This window comes from Nocardia sp. NPDC006982 (genome assembly GCF_042869435.1).
Classification (GTDB): Bacteria; Actinomycetota; Actinomycetes; order Mycobacteriales; family Mycobacteriaceae; genus Nocardia.
This window is the reverse complement of the sequence record NZ_JBIAFV010000003.1, coordinates 750,740-772,444: the sequence shown is the minus strand read 5'-3', so window position 1 is coordinate 772,444 and position 21,705 is coordinate 750,740. Positions and strand designations below refer to the sequence as shown.

The window sequence follows — 21,705 nt, the reverse complement described above, 5'->3', positions numbered from 1 at the left end:
AACCGGTTGCCCCGACATCGGATCCCACAACCGCACCGTCCGATCGGCGGAGCCGCTAGCCAGCAACAAGCTGCGATCAGGGAGAATCCCGAACGCTACCGACGACACTGAACCAGCATGGCCGGTCAAAGGTTGCCCAACCGGTTGCCCCGACATCGGATCCCACAACCGCACCGTCCGATCGGCGGAGCCGCTAGCCAGCAACAAGCTGCGATCAGGGAGAATCCCGAACGCTGTCAACAGCACGCCAATCCGGGATCTGGCACGGTTTGCGTGATTCCGTCTGGTCGGGTTTCCTAGTCGCTCAATAGGATTCGTTTGCGGAGCAGGTCGGGTTTGGCGCGGCCGAACATCTGGCGTTTGATCATTTTGATCCGGTTGACGTGCCCTTCGACCAGCCCACTGCTCCAGGGCAGGGTGAGCCCGGCGGTGACGGCGTCGTGGTCGCGGCGCAGGCCACGGACGAACGAGTGCAAGGCGGGCAGGTCGTCGGCCTCGACGCCGGTCATCCATTTCTCCAGTTCACGACCGCGTAGTTCGGTCATGATCACAGCGAAGCCACGGACGTGGCCGACCAGCGTGGTCAGTTCCGGGCTCGCGTCGAGGATGGCGTCGAGCTGTTGGCGATGTTCTTGATGGAGTCGTGCGGGGTCGCTCATGATCCAGCTGGCGACGCGGCGGACCGCGGGTGGTTTACGTGCTGGCGGTCGGGCCTGGCCGGTGGCGCGGAAGGGCTGCAGGTAGTTGAGCAGGATCTTCACGCTGCCGCGGTAGCCGAGTGGTTGGATCTCCCGGAACAGCTCAGTTGCGTTGGTGCAGCCCTCATTCCAGCGTTGATGCAGGTAGGGCTTGTACTCATCGAGGATGCCGGGCCGCCGCCCTGTTCCGTTGTTGACCAGCAACTCCTCGACGGTGGCGGCGCGCGCGAAGCGACGGACGGTGCCACGGGCAAGCCCGAGCCTGCTGCCGATCTGCAGAAGGCTGACGCCTTCGGCTAGCAGTGTGTGGACGGCTGTGTGGCGTTCGCGGGCCCGGACAGCCCATTTGTCGGTTCTGGTCTCCGGTGGCTCGGCAGGTTCGGGAATGGGCTTCGCCTCCGGGTCGACAAGGACTGCGGCCTTCGAATCATCTTGGGACTGTGCCTCATTGGCGATCACCAGGCATTTTCGATGGTGAGCGACCACCCGTTCGACGGCCTCGCCTAGGTTGTGCCAGATATGCCACCTGTCCGCGACTTGCAGGGCGTTCGGCGCTCCGGCGGCGATGCCGTCGGCGTAGGCGCCGGCGCGGTCGCGGCAGACGATCTCGACGCCGGGATGGGCACGCAGCCAAGTGGCGAGAGTGTCGGCAGTGCGGTCTTCGAGCACGTCGACCGGCCGCCGGGTTTCGATATCGATCAGGATCGTGCCGTAGTGGTGCCCGCGGCGCAGCGCGAAGTCGTCGACCCCGAGTACCCGCGGTGCCGCATGGTCTGGATCCGGCAGCGCCCGGATCTGCCGCAGCAGCGTCATCCTGCTGACCGTGGCCGCCAGATGCCCGGTCATCCGCGCTCCCGCACGACCACCCAATGCCAGCGCGACCGCGCGCAGCAAACGTTGCAGAAGACTCGTGCGCCGGGCGTGACGACCCGCCAGCCCAGGCACCTGCTCAGCGAAAGTCCTTCTCCCGCAATCAGAGTTGCCGCAGAACAACCGTCTCACCCGCAGCCGGATCACCACCTCCCGGCCGGTGATCGCCGTGTCGGACAACCGCCGCCGATAGCGACTATGAACCCGACGCGAGAACGTTCCGCAGTCAGGACAGGCGACGGTCTCGTCGCGAGTACGCACGTCGAGGTTCACCCGATGACCGACCGACGTCATGCCGTCGATCTGCAGCCCGTCCAAATGCGGGAACAAGACCGCGAGCGGTCCAAGATCAGAACACCGGCGACATGATCGATCATCAAGTGCCCGTTGGCAATACGAGCCTGGTCAATCACGCAAACCGTGCCAGATCCCGGATTGGCGTGCTGTTGACAGGGGATCACTTTCGGTCAGTGCCCGGTTAAGGCGATTGATATCGGTGTAAAGCCAGTAACGGGTGTCCGCGAGTAAATCCCGCAAAGCATCGCCGCCGGCTGCATGAGTAGTGAGGTGTCGCAGGATGTACGGATTGGCGTGTGCCCAGTCCCGGTCGTGGGAAGAGTGCGAACTTGTCATGGGTGTCAGGCGAGTTCGATGAGAGTGTCGGTGATGACGCGTGGAATGTATGCGTGAGCGATGTCGCGTTAAAAGTAGTCTTCGAGGGCTTGCTGGTAAAGGTGAAAGACGTTTTGTGGTCTTCTCAGGATTCGATGCGAGCCCTACGAAGAGGTCGGAGAGGTTGCCTCTTCCGGCGGTGGGCACACTCGGCGGAGGGCTTGTGTGGGTTCACGGTTCGACGAGTGTGAGCAGAGCGTGGGTAATTCGCCGCTGAACGTCGACCGGATCGATGTTGCGTTGGAAGTAGTCGTTGAACGCTTGATGGTAGAGGCGGTACACGGTTTGGCCGTCTTCTCCGGATTCGATGATGTGGGCACCAGCGTGCTCGAGGACCCAGGCGATATCTTGTTCGGTGTAGCTGACGCCGGGCCGGGCGAGAGCGTTGGCGAGCGCGAGCCAGATCCCACGACGCGGCAAGCCCGCTCCCTCCGCCCAGGCCAGCGGCGAAAGCAGGTCAAACACGCGGTCGCGGTTGGGGCCGTAGCTGTGCAGGTCGGCCGCAAATGCCTCGGCCACACCACCGTTGAGTCGGCTCGCCGCATTGCCGTTACAGAGGTCGACGCAGGTGGGCTGGTTGACGAGCGACCGTGCGAGTAGTCGAGCAAACAGAAAGATTCCATCACTGTGCTCGGCGATGACCCGCGCGTTCTTAGCTGCAAGGACAGGGTGATCACGATAGGGCGAAGTGCTCGTCGGGTCGAGCAGTCGACTAGTGACATATGTCGTGATGGCGTCGGACGAACCGAGATCGGTGTCCAGTCTGAGCACGCGGCGCCGGTCGGGTGTCAGCGCACGTATGAGTGGGCCGTCCGCAGCCCACGGGCCATCCGGTGTCGGCACTGCATCGTTGGAGCGGGCGGAATCTTCGCGGTTAGGCCGAGTCCCGACGATGACACGTACACCGGGGCTCGCAGCGAGTGTGGCGAGCAGGTCCACGGCGAGACGGGTCTGGTCTGCAGCGTATGCCTCATCGAGAGCATCGAGCAGGATGGTGATCGTCCGCTGCTCCTGTTTCGCGCGATCCGCAATCTTGTCGACCAAAGGGCCGGGTTCCTGCCATCCGCTCTCGGGCGGAGTTATTTTAAGAGCATCGCCCAGGAAAGCCACACATTCTTGCAAGGTGCGTTGTTTGGCGTGGATTCCGGCATCGATTGCCCCCTCGGGCAGCGCTTGAGCCCCGTTATCAGCGCCAGATTTCCGGGCGGCGTGTTGCCGGTAGTCCGGCGACGACATCGCCGCCAGCCATCCCAGTAGTGCCGACTTGCCCGATCCTGGGGGTCCGGTGACGACAAGTATGCCGTCGCCGCTGTGCAGCCATTCGGTGATGAAAGCTTGCGGCTCCCGGCGCGGGGAGTAGTACCAGCCTTCCGCGGTGACGGTGTCGATCCCACGGAACTTGAACAGAAAATGTTCGAGCAGATCCGCTTCGGCGAACGGGCTGTGCCGCAATGTCTCGACGGTGGTGTCTGGGCGATTAGGTCTATGTTGGCGGTTTTTAAAGAACGGAAAGAATCCGCCTACGGACCGCACCTGATCAAGATCTGGGGTCTGACGTGCGCCGATATTGTCTAGATGCACCCGTAGTGCATCGTAAAGATCGGTCGGCGTGATCAACTCGTCGCGTGCCGTCCACCCGGCATAGGTATCGGTGGGAGGTGGCGGGCCTTCCCGCAGAATGTGTTCCAGTGCCGTCGCGTACACGCCGTTGCGCGCTAACTCATTCTCGCGGGCGGAGCTCAAGACGGCCAGACCCGGCTCCCTGCCCACGGGGTACGCGCGGTCCTTCAATGTGCGCCGAAATGCCGAGGTGATCGCCTCGATCCCGACTCCAGCCTTGCAGGCATCGATGATCACGACGATTTCTACAGCAGGACGCCTCGCCAGCAACTGACCGAGCAGAGCGCCCTGCAGTACTGTCATGGGGTCGTCCTCGACGTAGGTGCTACCGAATAAGGCGACGTCCCCGCCTACTGCTTGGGCGTGCCCGGTCCAGTACAGCAGCAGACGTCGGGTCTGAGGTTTCCACTTCGCTAGCCAGCCGCCGACCTCCTGCGCGGAGTTTCCGCCTGTTCGATGATCCTGCTCAAATCCGAGTTCGCGGAACAAGGTGCTGATTCGCTTGACGTGAACGTTGACATCGACATTTAGCGCTTCGTCGAGGTACTTGTCGATCGCTACCAACGCGAACCGTCCCTGAGCGTCCATATGCTGCGCCGTCATCCGCCGATATCCCCTGTGGTCATTCTGGTCTTGTGCGAAATCGGAGATGTCAGGCCACGGTAATCAAATCCTCGATGAACGCCGACGGGTGCTGAGTAATCTCTTCGACCCGCACTTGCCATAGACCTGCTGGCAGTTGCAGCGATGTTTCGTAGCGGCGCCCGCTGGTGTCGGGCCTCACTGGGATATGACCGTCATAAACCGTGTCGTCGGCGTCACGCACACTAGCGTGCAGCCGTAGATTCGGCGAAGTACTGGTCACGGTCACAGAGATCGGTTCACTTGCCGATGCGACGTCAGGAACTTCCAACGACAGCTCATCCGGCGGTGCCAGGATACTCCCGAGGTCGCGGGAGTTGATCTGGTCGATCACGTCGTCGAGCAGATCGGAGTGTTTGGCAAGCGGGCCATGTTTGGCCGCCCGGAAGCGCGCATTTTCGTCGTGCGTCCATTCCGGCGGCATGGCGCCGAACCGCGCCACGGTGCCATCACCGTGATGATCGACACCACGCTGCGTACATCGATAGACGATCCTGTCCTTATCGATGGCGATGCTTTGGTCGGTGACCTGCATTTTTCCCGCGTAGACGTGCAGCGCGTACGTAGGTTCGCGACCTCCGGCAGCGCGGTTGTTGCGTATTACAGCTTCGCGCAGCTCATCGTGGAAGCTGCGGCCACGCTGCACCAGATCCTTCGCGAGGCCAGGAACGTCGATCTCATCTAGGAACACTGGTTCGCCCCCGTCACCAACATCGACACAACGATACGTGGGCAGCAACTCGGCTACCGACGGAAACGTCTTGGCCACGCGGACCAGACGTTCATCGATACCTGGAAGGTGGGGAACGAGTCCGCCGGTCAGGGCTTTCACCGCTTTGACCGACCCGCTAAACGGGGTACCGATGGTTATCAACCGGGCCGCGTGTTCACGACCGCCAAGGACTTCCAGATAGTAGCGGGCGATCAACCCACCCATCGAATGACACACAAATGTCACCCGCTGTCCCTGCCCGTCCTTCAGCGCTTCGTCGACGAATCGTTGCAGCCGAGTCGCGGAGTGAGCATTTGGCAGTCGCCAATCGTACGGGAAACACAGCACTCTGCCCGGAGCTTCCGTGTTAACCCGTTCTATCAACTGCCCGTAGCCCGATCCCTTCCAGAAACCGGGCCAAACATGGAGTCCGCGGATAAGCTCCGGGGTTTCCAGCGCATGCTGATCGTAGTCAGACACGCAGTCCAGCACCGACGGTAGCGTCAGAGCATTCAGAACCTCGGTGGTGCGCACCAGCCCGCCACGCAGAGCAGCCGCTGACAGGCTCCACAGCGGTTTCCCTTCCCGCGCAAGGACACTCCCCGTTATACCCGGCACAATGATTACAAGATCGTCACTCACGAGCCCTCCCGCTTCAAAGCTCAACTCTCGCGCAGCAAAACTAGCGCACCGTGTGCCACACCGGGAAGAATCTGTCAGGTCACGATCCCGTTCAGGTTGTCTCAGACGGCGAGGTTAGACGGGAGGCAGTAATGGATGCGCAGCGGGTGGCGAAGTCGCGTGCACCGGAGCGCGATTGGGCACATGCGAACCCGTATCTCCATCGCTACCTGGCTGCTCATGCCTCGGCGGGTGATGCTCTGTCGGAATTACTCGATGACACTCGCTACCTGCTTTACGCTGACGCAGAGCGGCTCGGCCGGGCAACCGCCACGGCCAACACCTCGAACCATCCTGTCGCCAGGCTGTTTTGGCGGGCTTTGGGTGACCTCGCACAAACTTCCAGTCCCAGCGAGCGCGCCGATATCCTCCAGACCATCGCGATAAGAGACGAGCCGGCCGCCGCACAAATACTGAACACGTTCCCGGAAAGGCCGTCTCGCGCCCTGTGGACTACTGCGTCACCGACGCCGTTTCATCGGGTGTTCACAGGCCACTTGAACTGGGTGCGGTCGGTAGCATTCGGAACCACGCCCGATGGGACTCTCCTGATCGCTAGCGGCTCAGCCGACCGCACGATCCGTCTCTGGGACGCTGTCACTGGAGAACCAGCCGGACCCCCGCTTAGTGGCCACCCTGAAGGGGTGAACGCCGTCGCATTCGGGACGTTGCCGAACGGGGCGTTGCTGCTCGCCAGCGGCTCGAAGGACGGAACAATCCAGATCTGGAATCCTGCGACAGGCCAAGTCATTCGGCCCAAACTCACAGGCCACACCGACGCCGTGTGGTCAGTGGCCTTCGGGCATCTGCCTGACGGCACACTCCTACTCGCAAGCGGCTCCGACGATCGGACGGTTCGGCTCTGGAATACAGTGACTTGGGAGCCTATTGGGCCCCCTGTCTTCGCGCATACCGACTGGGTCAGATCCGTCGCATTCGGAACCACGGCTGATGGCACACTCCTGCTCGCTAGTGGTTCTCACGATCAGACGGTCCGGCTTTGGGATACCACAACCGGCCAACCGATTGGTCTGCCTTTGATGGGTCACATCGATGGGGTCAACGCAGTTGCATTCGGCACTCGGCCCGATGGCACAGTCGTACTCGCAAGCGCTTCCGCAGACAAGTCGATCCAGATTTGGGACCCGATCTCCCTGCAGCGCACCGTGTCCCCGCTCAGAGGCCATACCGACGCCGTCACCGCTGTGACATTCGGGACGTTACCCGACGCCACTCTCCTTCTGGCAAGTGGTTCACACGACAACACAGTCCGCATCTGGGACGCCGAGACCGGAGAGCCGGCGCGACCACCGCTAATCGGCCCCAACGATCGGGTGAGTTCGGTAGCATTCGGCAATTTATCTAACGACATGCTGCTGCTCGCGAGTGGTTCCAATGATCGGAAAATTCGAGTCTGGGACGCCGCATATACGGAACGGAGCGGACGTGCTCCCGCTGGTCATACCGACACTATTCGCTCGCTCGCGTTCGGCACACGGCCCGATGGCACCTTCCTGCTTGCCAGCGGCTCGGCCGACCACACGATCCGACTCTGGAACGCGACAACCGGAGAACTCATCGCGCCACCGCTGACGGGGCATACCGATGCGGTAAATGCGGTGGCGTTCGGCACACGGCCTGATGGCACCGTCCTGCTTGCTAGCGGCTCGGCCGACCACACGATCCGACTCTGGAATGCGGCAACGCTGCGTCGTGCGCGCCCCGCACTCATCGGGCACTCCGCCAGCGTCAACGCCGTGGCATTCGGACGCATGCCTAATGGCGCTCTGATACTGGCCAGCGGCTCGACTGACCGCACGGTATTGCTTTGGGACTTGACTACAAACGAACCCATTCTCCTTCTCTGTTCAGGCCATACAAACCGCGTTACATCCGTCGCGTTCGGCATCAATGCTGACGGCATGCCGACACTGGCGAGTGGATCGGATGATGGGACTATTCAGCTCTGGGACCCTACGATTGGCGAGCCCGTCGGGCCACCGCTTATCGGCCATACCGGCCCAGTTACCTCTGTGGCTTTCAGCGCCCAAGCCGAGGGGAGCCTTTATCTCGCCAGCGGCTCCGAGGACAAGACTGTTCGCCTCTGGAACCCTACCGTCGGGCAATCCGTGGGCCCCCCTCTGACCGGCCACACTCAGGGAATCAATTCGGTCGCATTCGGCACGCGCGCAGATGGAAAGGTTCTCCTTGCGAGTACGGCGAACGACCAGGTGATCCAGCTCTGGGATCCCGTAACCGGCCGACCGGCCGGTTCTCCCTTGATCCGCAATGCTCACCGGGTAACCACAGCCACATTCGGCACATGCAACGACGGCACACTCCTCTTTGCTAGCGCCGCCGACAGCATTACCGTCGAGGAATTTTAAAGACCTGATCTCACGAAAGTCACGATCCCCCGTTCCTTGGACATCCGGACCAGCTCCGCCGCTGCCAGCTCCTCAGCTGAAGCCTCGGCCTTCTTCGTTGCCACGGCATCAAGTGTCGTCATCAGCACGGCACCTTCCCGCTGAACTTCGTTCAGCGCGTCAGGCCCTAAACACCGTTAAACCACAGTCCCGTTTGCCAGGCCGAGTTGAGCGCGATGCTCATAAGCGCTATTAGCCGCCATGGAAGAAATCGGGGATGTCTGCAACGTCGTGGCCACCACAAATGCAGAAACCTGCGCTTATCGAGGTCGTTGGTGAACCGCGCCCACGCATTTCACTCGGGGTTGTTGATATCGCGTATCTGGTGCGGCGGTGGCCGAGGCAGGCGTGTAGGGCCGGTGACTTGTCACCGGGTCGGAAGGGGTGGGTCTGGTTGAACCCAGCGGCGGCAGGAGTTGGTGACATGTCGGTGTTCAGGAAGTGCAGTATTCGGCGAATCGCTACCTGACTTCGATCACTGCGCGCCGCTGAAAGCCTCCGGGAGGTACTTGAGCTGAAAGATGCGGACTCGAACACCCTGCCGCACTTCGAGATCGATGCCACCATCACCGCCGCGGCCGTTCACAGCGATCACACTGTCGGCGTGGCGGTAGCGGCGGGTGATCAGCACTTCAACAATCCGGTCGAACCGCTTCTGCCCGAGCTGGTCTCAGTCGATGCTCACAGCCGACAGTTCCTTCCGTATCTGGTGCTGAGCCGGACTGGTCTGCGGTTTCAGCGCAGAAATCCGGAAGCCGCAAGTTTCTGCCAAACGCTGACTGTCTACACCCCGAAGTCTTTGTCGTAGCCGACGGTGGGATCGATGATCGGGTCGGGTTCGTAGTCGAAGGAATCTTCGGAGGTTGTGTCGTGTTGGTGGCGGGCGCGTAGCGCATGCTCGGCGGCGGTTTGTTCGGGTGTGCGTTGGGTGCGGCGATGTTGTTCAGTGTTGAGGTCGGTGAGTTCGTTGTGCAACCAGGTGGCGGCGTCGACTGCTGTCGTGTCCACAGAAGGGGTGCCGGGTGCGGGTCCGTAGAGGATGGCTTCGGTTTCGGCAAGATCGATGCGCAGGCTGATATCGGTGATGGCTTGCGCGAGTTGGTCATCGGTGAGCATCTGCACCGGGTCAGACACATCGAAGAGAACCTCAGACGGTGGAGCGGATGGCTCGGTCAGGGTGTCGGGCAGGGAGTGTTGTTCGACCCACGTTGCGATGGCGAGGCGTTCGGCGAGGGTGCGCGCGGCGCGCCAGTCGCGTTTGAGCAGGCCCAGTACGGTGTTTGGCGGGCGGGTATTGGCGATGTGTTCGCAGCGGGCGCGAATGTGCTCGGTGGGCGGGTGGTCGGGGATGGCGGGTTGGTTGTCGGCGCGGCATTCAACGCACAGGCCGTCGTCGCTGCGGCGTGGCGGAATCGGTCTGCTGTCGCTGAAGGCGCGTCCGATGCCGCAGGATACGCACGGCAAGGCGCGAGTGTTGCGGGCGGTTTGGCGGTCATAGTCGGGTTCCTGGGAGTCGGGATCGCGGTCTTCCCACAGCTTTTCGCGGTAGTACCGGTGCGGGACTCCGTCGGGTTTCGGTAGGTGTTCGGGGTCGGTGTCCACGTCGCTGCGGGTGTCGAGGTAGTCCTGGTAGTCGCGTGCGGCGGTGATGTCGGTGTCGGTGCGCCTTGGCTTCCGTTGCGTGTGGTCGACGCGGCCGGGATTATCGCGTGCAGCGCGCCGCTGGTGGTCGCGCCGATCCGGTGTGCGGACGTCGTCAGTGGCAGGTCGGTAGACGTGGGGGTCGCTGGTGGGTGTGCAGGCGTGGATGAGGGCACTGTGTTGGGGGTATTGGTCTGCGGCCCAGCGCAGTCGCGCGACGGCGACGCTGAAATGGTTGCGATAGAGGGTGGTAGCGACGCGTTCAATGATGTCGCATTGCTCGTCGGTGAGCCCGTCGGCGAGGTCGTGAAAGGCGCGACGAGCCGCTGCCATGTCACCGGTCTGGATCAGCGCGGCGATCGTTGCGGCGCTGTCTGACAGCGGGTTTTCGGTATTGGTGGCGGACTGTGGTGGCCGGGTCGGTGGGCGTGGGGTCGGTGGTGCGGTGGTGTGGCGGTGCCGGGGATTGTTTGGTTCGGAGTCGGAGTGGTACTCGGGTGGGTGCATAGCGGGCTCCGGGAACGGGTGGGAATCGGGCGGGGCGGGGTAGGTGGTTTCGTTCAAGAGTGCGTCGATGCGCCAGGCGAGGCCGTTGGTGAGTTGGTCGGGGCGCAGGTTTCCCGCGTTGTCGGGTTGGGCAGCGAGGATGAGTTCGTAGGCGGTGGTGAGGAGTTCGGTTGGTGTCCAGGCGGTGCCGGTGGCGCGGTCGATCGCTGCGACAAGACGTGGCCACGCGGGGTCGTTGATGACGCGGTGCGCGGTGTCCTCGCCGATGATCTGGTGGAGTTCGTCGGCCCAGTCAGGGTTTACGTTGCCGGTGCCAGTGACCTCGGCGGCGACGAGTTCGAGTTCCAGTCGCGACCACAGGGCCGCGGCGGGCATGTCATCGGGCAACGCCCGTCGCGTCGCCGCGTGGATCAATCGGGCTTCGATGTCGATTCCGGATCGGTGGGCGACCTCGATCTTGTCGGCGAGGATCGGCCACCACGGGTCGGTGAGGATGCGGGATTCGAGACGTGTGATCAGCGGCGCCCACTTGGTGGCGGACAGGTTCCGGTCACCGAGGGCCTCGGTGACGCGTGCGTCGAGCAGTTGTTGGTGTTCGCGTTCGAGCTCCGTGTAGCGGGCGGGTCCGGTCGGGCGTGGGTCGCGGTCGTCGATGTGCAGGGAGGCTCGCCACACGGCGAGGTCTTCGAGTAGTCGAGGGTTCGACCCGATGAGTGGGCGTGCCCAGTGTGGCGCGGACGCGGGTGTCCAGGTTTGGACGTCGTGACGGATTTGGGTGGCGAGGTCGGTGACGATGCGTGCGCGGGCAGTGACTTGGGTGGAGTCGAGTTCTGCGCTCAGCCCGCGGGGGATCCCGGACGCCCATGGCAGGGGTGCGCCGGTGGTGGAGTGTGCGCCGGAGGGATCCAGACGCCAGTCCAGTACGGCGGCAACGTCGTCGGCGGTGTCGAGTTCGCGGGCGTTCGCGGCGGTGTGCAGGGCGGTGATCGGGTCGCGCCCGGACAGTGCGATCATCGCCAAGTGTTGGCGCAGGACGGGGTAGGCGGGGCTGTCGGTGAGGTTCGTGCGTATCGCTTCCGCGGCAGAGTCGAGGCGTTCGAGTCCGTCTGGGCCGAGGGCGTTTTCGGCGGCGACACCGAGGGTGTCGAGGTAGATGTCGAGCGCGCGACCGATCCGCTGGTGCGGATCCAGGGCGTCGCGCAGCACGGTGTGCGCGGACTTTTGTGCGCCATCGCGACCGAAAATGCGCAGCAAAAGCTCGACAGCTGTGCGCGGAAACACCGCCGGTTCACTCCAAAACGAGCCCTCACTGCCGTCCAACGCGGTCGGCACGTAGACATGATTCGCGTCGACACCGCGGGTGAGTGCGACGTAAAGCTGTTGCCGGGATTCGCCTCCGGTGAGCGCGACATGACCCGAGTCGGCGGTGATTCCTTGCGCGGAATCGATCGTTGTCGCGTACCCGAGGCGCACATACGTGGCCACATAGTCGGTGGGAAGTCGCACGCCGTGACCGAGTTTGTTGTCCGACCGCAGGTGTGCGACGGTCAGACTTCCATCCGAGTGCACGTCGGTGACGGTCCAGGCGTAGCCGTTGCGGACCCAATCATTGTCGCCGAGTCGTAGTCGTCGGTTGTTGCGGCGGGTACGGATCGTGTCCCCGACCGAGGCGCGAAGACCGTCGGCGAGAACGCATTCCGCGCCCACTACACCGCCGTCGCGGGCGATGCGGTCGGCGCGAGCGCGGGCATTGAGTTCGCTGACGATGTCGTGTGTCGCGGCGAGCATGATGGTGTCGCGGCCCGCACGCTGGTCGGTACTCCAGGCGGTGTAGGCGTCATCGTGGGTGGCTCCGGAATGCCCGGCGTGGATGCGGCCGTGGTCCAGATACCATCCCAGCGCGGCTGGATCACCTTCGCGTAGTTGCAGACTGGCGGTGGCTTCGGCGTTGGAGGAGAACCGGACGACGTGGGTGAGGGTCATGCTCGCCTCGGGTGCGGCCGCGTCCATGTCGAGGTCTGCGCCGCCGGCTTCGATCGATGCGAGCTGGTGTGGGTCGCCGATGCAGCGGATCGTCGCGCCACGGTCGTGCAGGAATCGCAGCAGGCGTAGGCGTTTGAGGTTGCCGATCTTGACGTGCTCATCGACGATCACCAACGTGTCGGGGTCGATGTCGAGGATCCATTGCGGCAGCGACGACGGGTGCTCGCGGTCCACGGTGAGGTTGTCGCGGCTGGGTGTGTGGCGATCCAGGACGTCGAGGACCTTGTCGACGGTCTCCACCCGCGCACCAATCGCTTTGCCTAACTCGGCGGCCGCCGACGCGGTCGGCGCCAACCCCAGGACCTGACCGCCGCTGGTGTGCCAAGCGTCGGTGAGCACGGCCATCGCGGTGGTCTTGCCCGTTCCCGCCGGCGCGTTCGTGGTGCGTACCCGCAGGGTCGAGGTGGCGAACCCTTGGATCACGCTGGTCTGCCCCGCGTTGAGCGGGCGTTCGGGATTTCGGGTGTTGTACGTGGATACGGCCGCAGTGACCGCGTCCGTGGTGAGTTGTCGTGCGCCGGGCTGCAGCGACAGGTCGATCAATTGCTGTTCGATCGACAACATTCGTGCCGAGGTGTAGATCTGTGCGCCGGCGCTGGTGTAGACGCTGGTGCCGTCGCGGCGCCGCAACACCTCTGGCACAGTGTGTAGTTCGGGTTGATCGGTCAGATCGGGGTCACCGCGTGCGATCACGTGCTCGGGGGAGAGTGTTTCGGTCAGGACTGCTTCGGCGGCCTGTTCCCAGTCCCGGCTGCGTATGTGGCCGCGGAGTTGGCGTTCGATTTCGGCGCGCAGGTTGGTGGCAGTCCAGGTGGAGCGGTGCTCGGACACCACCTCGATGACCCGCTGCGCGGTCCGGTTGATCCACGCCGTGGTCACCGCAACACGCTGTTGCCGAACGGGATTCACGACTGCGACGACCATCTCCGAGAGTTCTTCGCGGCCGCCGAGCAGGGCCATCGCCTGTGCGCGCCAGGTGCTGCGTTGCTCGGCCAGTGACCGCAGCTGGTGTTTGGGCGGGCGGGTTTCGAGGGTTGCCTGTTGGGCCAGGGCATACGTTTCGGTGGGGGTCGGTTCGCGGTCGAACCGGTGTTGGAAGCGTGCGGCGAGTTCCCCGACGCGTTCTTTGATCGCGGCTTCGCGCCGCGACCATGCGTGGATCAACGGGGTTGGGATGCCGACGATTTCGCGGACCGGACGTTTGGACGGATCGGTGCTGGGGCGTTCGGCGAACTCGACACCCACCAGATCTTCGAGGTGGTGTTCCAGGCGGGTGTTGTAGATCTCGGAGACGGTGACCACGGCCCGGTAGAGCGCGGTCCCGTCGAGGGTCCGCCATTTGCCGTCGAGGGTGCGGACTCGGTTGGCGATCAGCACGTGGGTGTGCAGGTCCGGGTCCCCGGCCCGGCTGTCGCGGTGGGTGAAACACGCGGCCACGAGGCCATCGACATCGACTTGGCGCACTCCGTTGCGACCCAACCGCGTGAAGATCGCGTGCTGTTCGAGCCAGCCGAGGGCGTCGTGTATCGCACGTTGGTGCGCGAGTTCGACCTTCTCCGCGACGGTCCGTGGCGCGAGCGCCCACAACGCCGACACCGACTTCACCGGGGAGAAAGTGATGTCGAAACCGGCGACCGCGACGGTGTTCGGGCGCGAGTTTCGTGCCACCCACCCCGACAATTCCCGCTCGTTCAAGGGCGCGCGTTCGTACTGTTCGTGAAAAATTTCGAACGCGACACGGGTCCGAATGTGTGCCCGTTCGTCATCGCTAATAGCGTCATGAGGGTCGAATCCGTGCTCGATATTGTGTCGCCGGAACGCCTGCGCGCACCGTTTACGAAATTCGGAAACCTCGGCATAAACCCGGAACGGGTTACCTAAACGCGACGCTTGATCGGCGGCCCGCGCGGCGTCTTTGTGCTTGGTGCCCTTGCTGATCTCGGTGTCGTAGACGCGGGCTTCGATCGCGTCCGCGTTCGGATGGCGTCCTAGTCCGAACAGGGATTTCATCTGTTCCTCGGTGACTTCGTCACCGGGGTGCAGGCCTAAGGCGGTCAGGGCCGTGCCGTGCCAGCGGCCCGGCGCTTCCCCATGGGCGAAGTAATAGTCGGCGAGGCTGGAACGGCCGCGAGCCGACGCATCATTCGCGGCGACATTGCGCAGATAATATTGATACCCATTGCCTGCCACGACTTTATGAATCGTCGCGGTCATATATCCATCAAGCACAGGATCGGCCATTTACACCAGGGGTTGGATTTGACTATTTTTTCGTTAAATCAATTAAAACGCCTGGTCGTTACCAAATCGCAACTATGGCGGCTAACAAGACAGCACGACCAGACTCTGTCGCCGCACCCCTAGCTGTGAAGATTGTCGTGTCAACAGACCCCGAGTCGGCGTAAGCGTGTCACCGAAACCACTCCCGATTCGTCCACCTGGGAGACCGTGAGGTTGTCGCATTTCCGTCTATAAACGCCGCTGTGTCCTCGGATGCAAGAGGTGTGCTTGTGGAAATGAGGGGATATGGGGTGGTGAGGAGGAGTGGGGGAGTGAGTGGTGTGTTGCCTGGTGGCGGTGTCTGCGTGGAGGTGAGTGTCGTTGTGGGCGTGAGAGTGTGGGGTGGGGTTGGTGATTCGGCGAGGGTTGTTGGCGGTGGCAGGTCCGTCGCGGGTGGGCACCGCGACGGACCGGGACATCGACAGACGCCGATGATCCCGGGCGGCGGGGGAGCCGCTGTGCGCGAGCGGTTCTGGACTATCTCGCGCCGAGCTCGGTGGCGGTGGTGGTGGAACATCGCCAGCGATCACGGGATTCGGTCAGGGGGCGTGCCCAATACGCGAGGATGGCGAGCCAGCACAGGACCCAGATCGAGGAGTAGTGGTCGGCGAGGAAGTCGAGCCAGGGGTGGGTCACGGTATGTACCTCCAATGCGGATACGAAGTGACGTGATGCCGGTGGTTGGTGACCGGTCCGCCGCAGGAACCCGACGCTGCGGCGGACCGAGAACGTGAGACCCGTTGTAGGCGGGCCGGTGTGGAGACGAGCTGCGTTCAGGCGGCGGTGCGGTACAGGTCGCGGCACTCGCCGCACAGATCGTCGATATCGATGTCGCGACCGGGGGTGTGGCAGGAGCAGCACCGCCCGGTCCGCAACTGCACCGCAGTCAAGGTCGTGATCGGCGTGCTCGATTGCGATGGTTGCGCGGCTCGGTCGCGGTAGGCCATGACCAGCCCGGCCACGATCCGGGTGGAGCGTTGCTGCAAGTCGTGCAGCAGAGCGGGTGCGGCGGCGGGGTAGTGGTCGGTGAGGTGCTGGCAGTAGGCGGCGACTTCATCGGCGAGGGTGAAACCCGGGGGGAGGGCGGGGATTCCGTCGCGGTCGTGTTCGCGGCAGTGCTGGCACAGTCCGTCGTCGCTGAGACGGAGGCCGTCAGCTTCGGTACGGAAGTGGTCGCTGCAGGCGCGTTCGCCGAAGCAGTGGACACACACCCAGCCTTGCAGTGGCGGGAGGGTGGTGTGGTCGTAGTCGAGGCCGTTGCCGTTGGGTAGGAAGGCAGGGCGGTCGTCGTCGCGGATGTCGAGGCCGGTTCGGGTGCGGGCGATCGCGTCGGCGTCGAAGTCCTCGCGGGTACGTGCACCGGCGCGGTCACGTTCGGCGCGGACCTGCTCGGCGACTTGGCGGACGTAGTGCCGGTCCCACGGTGAGGGTTCGTAGGGTCGGTCGGTGTCGAGCAGGAAGCGGGTGCGGATGTAGTCGGTGACGATCCGGTCCTCGTGCACGGGACGACGTTTCGTTGTGATCGCCTCGATGTGTTCGTCGGTTCGCCGGGCGCGTTTGGCCGCGATCTCGGTGGTGGTCGAGGGTTCGCGGTTCAACACCGGTGTGTCGTCGGTTGCGAGCAGCCGCCGGAGGTTCGAGTCGATGGCAGTGAGCGGGAGGGGCGTGATCCAGCGGGGTTGGTTCTCGATGGGTCGGTACAAGCCGGGATCGGTGCGGGTGACGAACATGTCCAGCCACGCCCGCAGGTCGGGGTCGGCGCGTCGCCACAGCGAGCGCAGTTGCGCTCGCGCACTTAGGTAGGGGGCTTGGGTGAAGGTGTCGGCGAGGCGGACGAGGCGGTGGAGGTCCTCGCCGGTGGCGAGTTCGGTGAGGGCGTGCTCGAAGATGTCGCGCGCCTCGTCGTGTAGACCGGCTTCGAGCTGCCAGTGGATGTGGGTGATCGCGTCGAGGAACGACGGGGATGCGGTGTTGGACATCGGTTTTCCCTTTCGTGCGAGCGGAGACGACCCAACCCCGTGGCAACGTGACATTCCACAGGGATGGTCGGCTGGCCGGGCGGCCAGCCCGAGGGCGTTTTCGACCGGGGCGGCGCACGGCGCGGTGGGGAACGCGCCGGGCGTGCACCACCGAATTTCGAACCCCGACCGCCGCATCACTTGGGGGCGGAAGCGAAATTCGGTGGTGCCGGGCGCGGGCCCTGCCGTGTCGAGCGACGCTCTGGTAGCCCTCATCCGGGCTGGACGAACGGCCAGACGGGCATCCCCGCCCACCCGATGACTCCCGCTCACCTCCCTACAAGAGGTGAGCGGAAGTCATCGAGTCAGAAGCCGGGCTCCTCACCGGCCCCGGCACCGGCGAACGCCGGTTCCCGCGCGGCCAACGACGCCCACGGATCATCAGAGCTCCCACGGGAACTCGTGTCGGGGCGCGCGCTCGCGCGCCGGCTGGTCTTGGTCACCGTGGCGGTGGCGAAGCGCAACGATACGGCGACCTCGTCGGCATCGAGCTCGACGACGGTGCGCTTGTCGCCCTCGCGGGTCTGGTAGCTGCGCTGCTTGAGTCGTCCGGACACGCTCACTCGTGCACCGCGGGGCAGCGAGGACTCGGCTATGTTCTCGGCGGCCTCGCGCCAGATACTGCAGGGCATGAACAAGGGGTCGCCGTCGGTCCACTCGTTGGTGGTGCGGTCGAGGTAGCGTGGGGTCGAGGCGACGGTGAAGTTCACGACCGCGACGCCCGCGGGCGAGTACCTCAGTTCGGGTGCGGCAGTGAGGTTTCCGATGACGGTAATGACCGTGTCTCCGGCCATGATGATCCTCCAAGGATAGTAGTGGACAGTGCTGCTCCCAGATGCTCAGGGCAGCAGGGGATTTTGAGGAACCGCGGGTTCTCGAACCCACGGGGTGCAGTTGCGCTGTCGGACGCAGTTCGCCGTTCAGGTCTGCGTGGACGACCCGTTGGAATTGGTGAACCCGGGAACGGGCGTGAACCTCAGTGCGGGCGCGGTAGCCAGATTCCGATGACGGTGATTGCGGTACGAAGGCCCTGTGCTTTCGGCCAGTGCTGAGTGTTTCTCGTTCCAGACCTGACTCGAATGATGTTGACGAGAACAGGATTCGGGCACACCGACCTCCTGAACGCTGTCTGCGGGAGGGGTTCGGCACCACCGGGCCCGCCGATCTGGCTGGGTTCAGGCGGCGATATCGATGTCGTGGTAGTCGATGTCTCCGGCGGCGGCTTGTTCGACATCGGAGAGAGTGAAGTCGAGACCGGCGGCCTCGGTGAGGAAGTGCAGGTAGCGTTGCGCGGCTTCGGAGGTGGTGCGCCACAAGGATTTGTCGAAACCGGTTTCGTGTTTGGCGATGATGACGTCCCTTCGCCGTGTTCTCCTCGTTTCCTTAGAGATGTTCGAAGTCAGCTGCACTCGGACGGGGTCTGGTGCATGCTCAGCCCGATGCGGATGACGTTGGCCTGTCGCATTTTTCAAGCATCAACGCTGGTTTCGGTATCGCTGGAGTGGCGTGTGTGGGCGGCGTAGGATCCGGCAGTCAGAACTCAGAACATCGATAGCCTCGCCCGGTATGGGGGTGCGGGGAGTTGGGAGGGGATCTCGTGTTGGAGACGGTGCCGGCGATTGTGGCTGAGGCGGTAGCCGTGGGTGCGGTGGCGGGGATGAGCGATACTGCCAAGCAGGTGGTGCACGATGCTTATGAGAAGTTGAAGGCTCTGGTGTCGGGTCGTGTCGGGCGGGTTGGTGTCGAATCGGTGGAGCAGCAACCTGATTCGGTCGCACGCCGCGCGGTGTTAGCCGAGGACCTACAGCGCGCGGGCGCTGAAGGTGATGAGGATTTGCTGGCAGCGGCGCAAGCGTTGATCGCGGCGGTCCGCGCGCACGAGGCCGCTGCGGGTGTGGCGGTGGGTGTGGATTTGGAGCGGGTGTCGGCGGCGGCGTTGCGGATCCGGGAGGTGGAGGCGAGCGGGACCGGTGTGCGGGTGGTCGGGGGCACGTTCGACGGGGATATCGAGATCGGTTCGGTGCAGGCGGGGCGCCGCGATCAGGACCCTCCTTCGGCGCGCCGGTAACCCCCACCCCGGCCGCGTCACCACACCAGCAAGCGGGGGGCATCAATCTCGCGGGGGTGACCGCTCACAGCATTGCTATCGGCGTAACCCCGGCTCGCGCACCGGGACCGGGTCTTGTGTCGGGGCGGGTGGTGGGGATGGTTCCGCAGCAGCCGGTCGACTTCATCACTCGTGCGCCGTTGGGCCGGTTGCGCAAGCTGGTGCACCGTTCGCCGGTCGTCGTGGTGGTGACAGGGATGCGGGGTGTTGGTAAAACCGAGCTTGCCGCCGCCTATGCCCGCGAGGTGTTGACCGGTGATGGTGAGGGGTTGGTGGGGTGGGTCAACGCCGAATCCCGGGGGGTGTTGTTGGAAGGGCTGGCAGCGATCGCGCAGCGTCTGGGTGTGGATGACCCCAATGGTGATTCGGAGGTCTCGGCGCACCGGTTGCGCGAGTTCTGGACCGGACGCCCGGTGGCGGGATTGCTGGTGCTGGACAATGCCACCGCACCCGATGAGGTCAAAGCGTTCCTACCGGCCGCGACCGGGATCAAGGTGGTGATCACCAGCACCGAACACGCCTTCACCACCCTGGGCGCCGCATTGGATCTCACGGTCTATACCCGCCGTGAGTCCCTGCGCTATCTGAAGAAAGCCACCAAGCTCGCCGATACCGACGGTGCGGATCGGGTGGGCAGGGAACTGGGTGATCTGCCCTTGGCGTTGACCCAGGCCGCGGCCACGATCGAGCGTCTGGGTATCGACTACGAGACGTATCTGGGGTTGCTTGCCGGATTCGGGGACCAGGCGTTCACCCGGATAGCGGGGCACGAATACCCCTTGCAGGTGCATCGGGCGATCCTGCTGTCGATCGCTACCACCGAAGCCTCCAGTGGTGACCCCGCGTTGGATACCGCGGTCCGAGGCGTGCTTGAACTCGTTGCGATGCTTTCGCCTGCAGGTGTGGCCCGCGACCTGCTGCCCGATTATGGCGGGCGCCGCGATGAAGCCGTGGCCCGTTGCGTGCAAGCTAGTTTGCTCACTCGCTCGGTTGATCGGACCGCGGTCGTGATGCACCGGCTCGTCGCCCGCGTTATACGCGACCGCGCCGACAGTGACCAGGCCCGGGCTCGGTTGCTGGGCTATGCCCTCGACGTGATCGAACCCTGCCTGTTCGACCGTGGTCAGGCTTGGCAGCGCCGGATCGAAGGCGCTGGGCTCATCGACCACATCGACGCCATCACCGCCACCGGGCTGACCGGCCTCGACCCCGACGACACAGCCCGCGTGGTCAACGCACGGATCTGGGCTGGCAATCAGCTGACCGCGGCCGCGGACCTCGCCCGAGCGATCGACTACACCCGCCGAACACTCCTCGACGCCGAAACCCACCTCGGTGCCGAGCACCGCCACATTTTGAGTACCCGCCACAACCTCGCCGACGCCTATCGGAGTGCGGGGCGGCCGGGTGAGGCGATCGCCCTGCTCGAGCGGTTGCTCCCCGATCGGGAGCGGGTGCTGGGCGCCGAGCACCCCGACACCTTGAGCACCCGCTACAACCTGGCTGGCGCCTATCGGACGGCGGGCCGACCAGGTGAGGCGATCGCCCTGCTCGAGCGGTTGCTCCCCGATCGGGAGCGGGTGCTGGGCGCCGAGCACCCGGGTACCTTGAGCACCCGCCACAATCTGGCTGGCGCCTATCGGGCGGTGGGGCGCGCGGACGAGGCGATCACCCTCTACGAACAGGTGCTCCCCGATCGGAAGCGGCTGCTGGGCGCCGAGCACCCCGACACCTTGAGCACCTGCCACAACCTGGCTCGCGCCTATCTGTCGCTGGGGCGTACGGGTGAGGCGATCGCCCTCTACGAACAGGTGCTCCCCGATCGGGAGCGGGTGCTGGGCGCTGAGCACCCCAGTACCTTGAGCACCCGCTACAACCTCGCCTACGCCTATGAGTCGGTGGGGCGCACGGGTGAGGCGATCGCCCTCTACGAACAGGTGCTCCCTGATTGGGAGCGCATGATGGGCACCGAGCACGTCGGTACGTTGAGCATCCGCTACCACCTCGCCGACGCCTATGAGTCGGTGGGGCGCACGGGTGAGGCGATCGCCCTCTACGAACAGTTGCTCCCTGTTGTGGAGCGGGTGTTCGACCACGATGTTCGGATTGTTCGCGGAGTGCGCGAGCGACTGGCTGCTGTGGGTAATCGGCCCGGTCTGAGTAATCGAGGGGTTCAAATTCCATTGATGTCTAGTTGAGGTGCACCCAACACCACATGCGCGACCGGCGCGAACAGCGTCAAAATATAGTCAGTTGCCGAGATTCTCGAGCTGGCGATCGAAGCTGGCCACAAGGTCCATCAGCAGGTCGAGTGTGAGGCTGGGCTGGACCCGACCAGCACTCCGAGCATCTGATCCACCGAATGTGGTTCCTGCACAACAAACTCAAGCTGATTTCCGATTCAGCGAACATGGGCACCGGCGGCAGGTGATCGTGATATTCCGTGAGGACCGGGCTGGCCGTCGCATATCACCGTGTATAACACCAGATGCGTACATATGTTCGATCTGCGGTATCGTCGGGTTCATGCCCGAACTCTCTCGGTTGGACCGGGCGTGGATGAATCTCGATCAGGTCCGTGAACAGCTGCTCAACGCCGCAGCGTTCGGTAAACATCTGAGTCCCGATCAGCTCGAGCACGCGGCGCGGAAGGTGGCCGACGGGATGCGGATCTACGCCGAGGAGACACGGCCACGCCCCTGACCAACCACCCGCATCGATAGCGGCCCAACGGTGGGGTCGCAACGGGGGCAGCCAGTGCCGGTCCGGGGCGGGCCCCGGTAACCGA

Annotated in this window: 14 protein-coding genes and 1 pseudogene; 4 read left to right on the top strand and 11 right to left on the bottom strand. The window is 64.1% G+C overall.

Annotated features, from left to right (window positions below; all coding sequences use genetic code 11):
* The 4 genes and pseudogenes from ACFYOW_RS16920 to ACFYOW_RS16905 form a co-directional block, all read right to left on the bottom strand.
* Window positions 1-246, bottom strand: a pseudogene (locus ACFYOW_RS16920) (hypothetical protein); the annotation flags it as partial.
* A 50-nt stretch (window positions 247-296) separates the two neighbouring features.
* Entirely contained in the window at window positions 297-1,898 is a 1,602-nt protein-coding gene (locus ACFYOW_RS16915; protein ID WP_387288783.1) for an ISL3 family transposase, read from the bottom strand.
* Window positions 1,899-2,411: 513 nt separating this feature from the next.
* Window positions 2,412-4,463 carry a hypothetical protein gene (locus ACFYOW_RS16910; protein ID WP_387288781.1) on the bottom strand — a complete coding sequence of 684 codons (2,052 nt, stop codon included), beginning with the start codon at window positions 4,461-4,463 and terminating at the stop codon, window positions 2,412-2,414.
* A 49-nt stretch (window positions 4,464-4,512) separates the two neighbouring features.
* Window positions 4,513-5,856 carry a hypothetical protein gene (locus ACFYOW_RS16905; RefSeq protein WP_387288779.1) on the bottom strand — a complete coding sequence of 448 codons (1,344 nt, stop codon included), beginning with the start codon at window positions 5,854-5,856 and terminating at the stop codon, window positions 4,513-4,515.
* A gap of 131 nt (window positions 5,857-5,987) precedes the next feature.
* On the opposite strand from ACFYOW_RS16905, the gene ACFYOW_RS16900 reads away from it, so the two are divergent.
* Window positions 5,988-8,282, top strand: a complete 2,295-nt coding sequence (locus ACFYOW_RS16900; RefSeq protein ID WP_387288778.1) for a WD40 repeat domain-containing protein — start codon at window positions 5,988-5,990, stop codon at window positions 8,280-8,282.
* On the opposite strand, the gene ACFYOW_RS16895 is transcribed toward ACFYOW_RS16900, so the two are convergent.
* From ACFYOW_RS16895 to ACFYOW_RS16865, 7 genes are all read right to left on the bottom strand, one after another.
* Entirely contained in the window at window positions 8,279-8,404 is a 126-nt protein-coding gene (locus ACFYOW_RS16895; RefSeq protein WP_387288776.1) for a hypothetical protein, read from the bottom strand. The two genes, ACFYOW_RS16900 and ACFYOW_RS16895, sit on opposite strands and share 4 nt — an antisense overlap.
* Before the next feature lie 392 nt (window positions 8,405-8,796).
* A complete protein-coding gene (locus ACFYOW_RS16890; protein WP_387288774.1) occupies window positions 8,797-8,952 on the bottom strand; it encodes a hypothetical protein in 156 nt (51 codons plus the stop codon).
* Between the two features lie 152 nt (window positions 8,953-9,104).
* Window positions 9,105-14,726, bottom strand: coding sequence for a MobF family relaxase (gene mobF / locus ACFYOW_RS16885; RefSeq protein ID WP_387288772.1), 5,622 nt, complete (start codon window positions 14,724-14,726; stop codon window positions 9,105-9,107).
* A 543-nt stretch (window positions 14,727-15,269) separates the two neighbouring features.
* Window positions 15,270-15,428, bottom strand: a complete 159-nt coding sequence (locus tag ACFYOW_RS16880) for a hypothetical protein (RefSeq protein WP_387288770.1) — start codon at window positions 15,426-15,428, stop codon at window positions 15,270-15,272.
* Between the two features lie 137 nt (window positions 15,429-15,565).
* Window positions 15,566-16,771, bottom strand: a complete 1,206-nt coding sequence (locus tag ACFYOW_RS16875; RefSeq protein ID WP_387288768.1) for a hypothetical protein — start codon at window positions 16,769-16,771, stop codon at window positions 15,566-15,568.
* 344 nt (window positions 16,772-17,115) lie between these two features.
* Window positions 17,116-17,604 (bottom strand): single-stranded DNA-binding protein, encoded by a 489-nt coding sequence (locus tag ACFYOW_RS16870; protein WP_387288766.1) that lies wholly within the window; start codon window positions 17,602-17,604, stop codon window positions 17,116-17,118.
* Window positions 17,605-17,985: 381 nt separating this feature from the next.
* Window positions 17,986-18,219 carry a hypothetical protein gene (locus tag ACFYOW_RS16865; protein WP_387288764.1) on the bottom strand — a complete coding sequence of 78 codons (234 nt, stop codon included), beginning with the start codon at window positions 18,217-18,219 and terminating at the stop codon, window positions 17,986-17,988.
* Window positions 18,220-18,467: 248 nt separating this feature from the next.
* On the opposite strand from ACFYOW_RS16865, the gene ACFYOW_RS16860 reads away from it, so the two are divergent.
* From ACFYOW_RS16860 to ACFYOW_RS16850, 3 genes are all read left to right on the top strand, one after another.
* Complete coding sequence (locus tag ACFYOW_RS16860) at window positions 18,468-18,878, top strand: hypothetical protein (protein ID WP_387288762.1); 411 nt, start codon at window positions 18,468-18,470, stop codon at window positions 18,876-18,878.
* 137 nt (window positions 18,879-19,015) lie between these two features.
* Window positions 19,016-21,115 (top strand): FxSxx-COOH system tetratricopeptide repeat protein, encoded by a 2,100-nt coding sequence (gene fxsT, locus ACFYOW_RS16855; protein ID WP_387288761.1) that lies wholly within the window; start codon window positions 19,016-19,018, stop codon window positions 21,113-21,115.
* 328 nt (window positions 21,116-21,443) lie between these two features.
* The gene (locus ACFYOW_RS16850) at window positions 21,444-21,620 is read left to right on the top strand and encodes a DUF6374 family protein (protein ID WP_387288759.1); all 177 of its coding nucleotides are present in this window, start codon (window positions 21,444-21,446) and stop codon (window positions 21,618-21,620) included.
* Window positions 21,621-21,705: the final 85 nt, after the last annotated feature.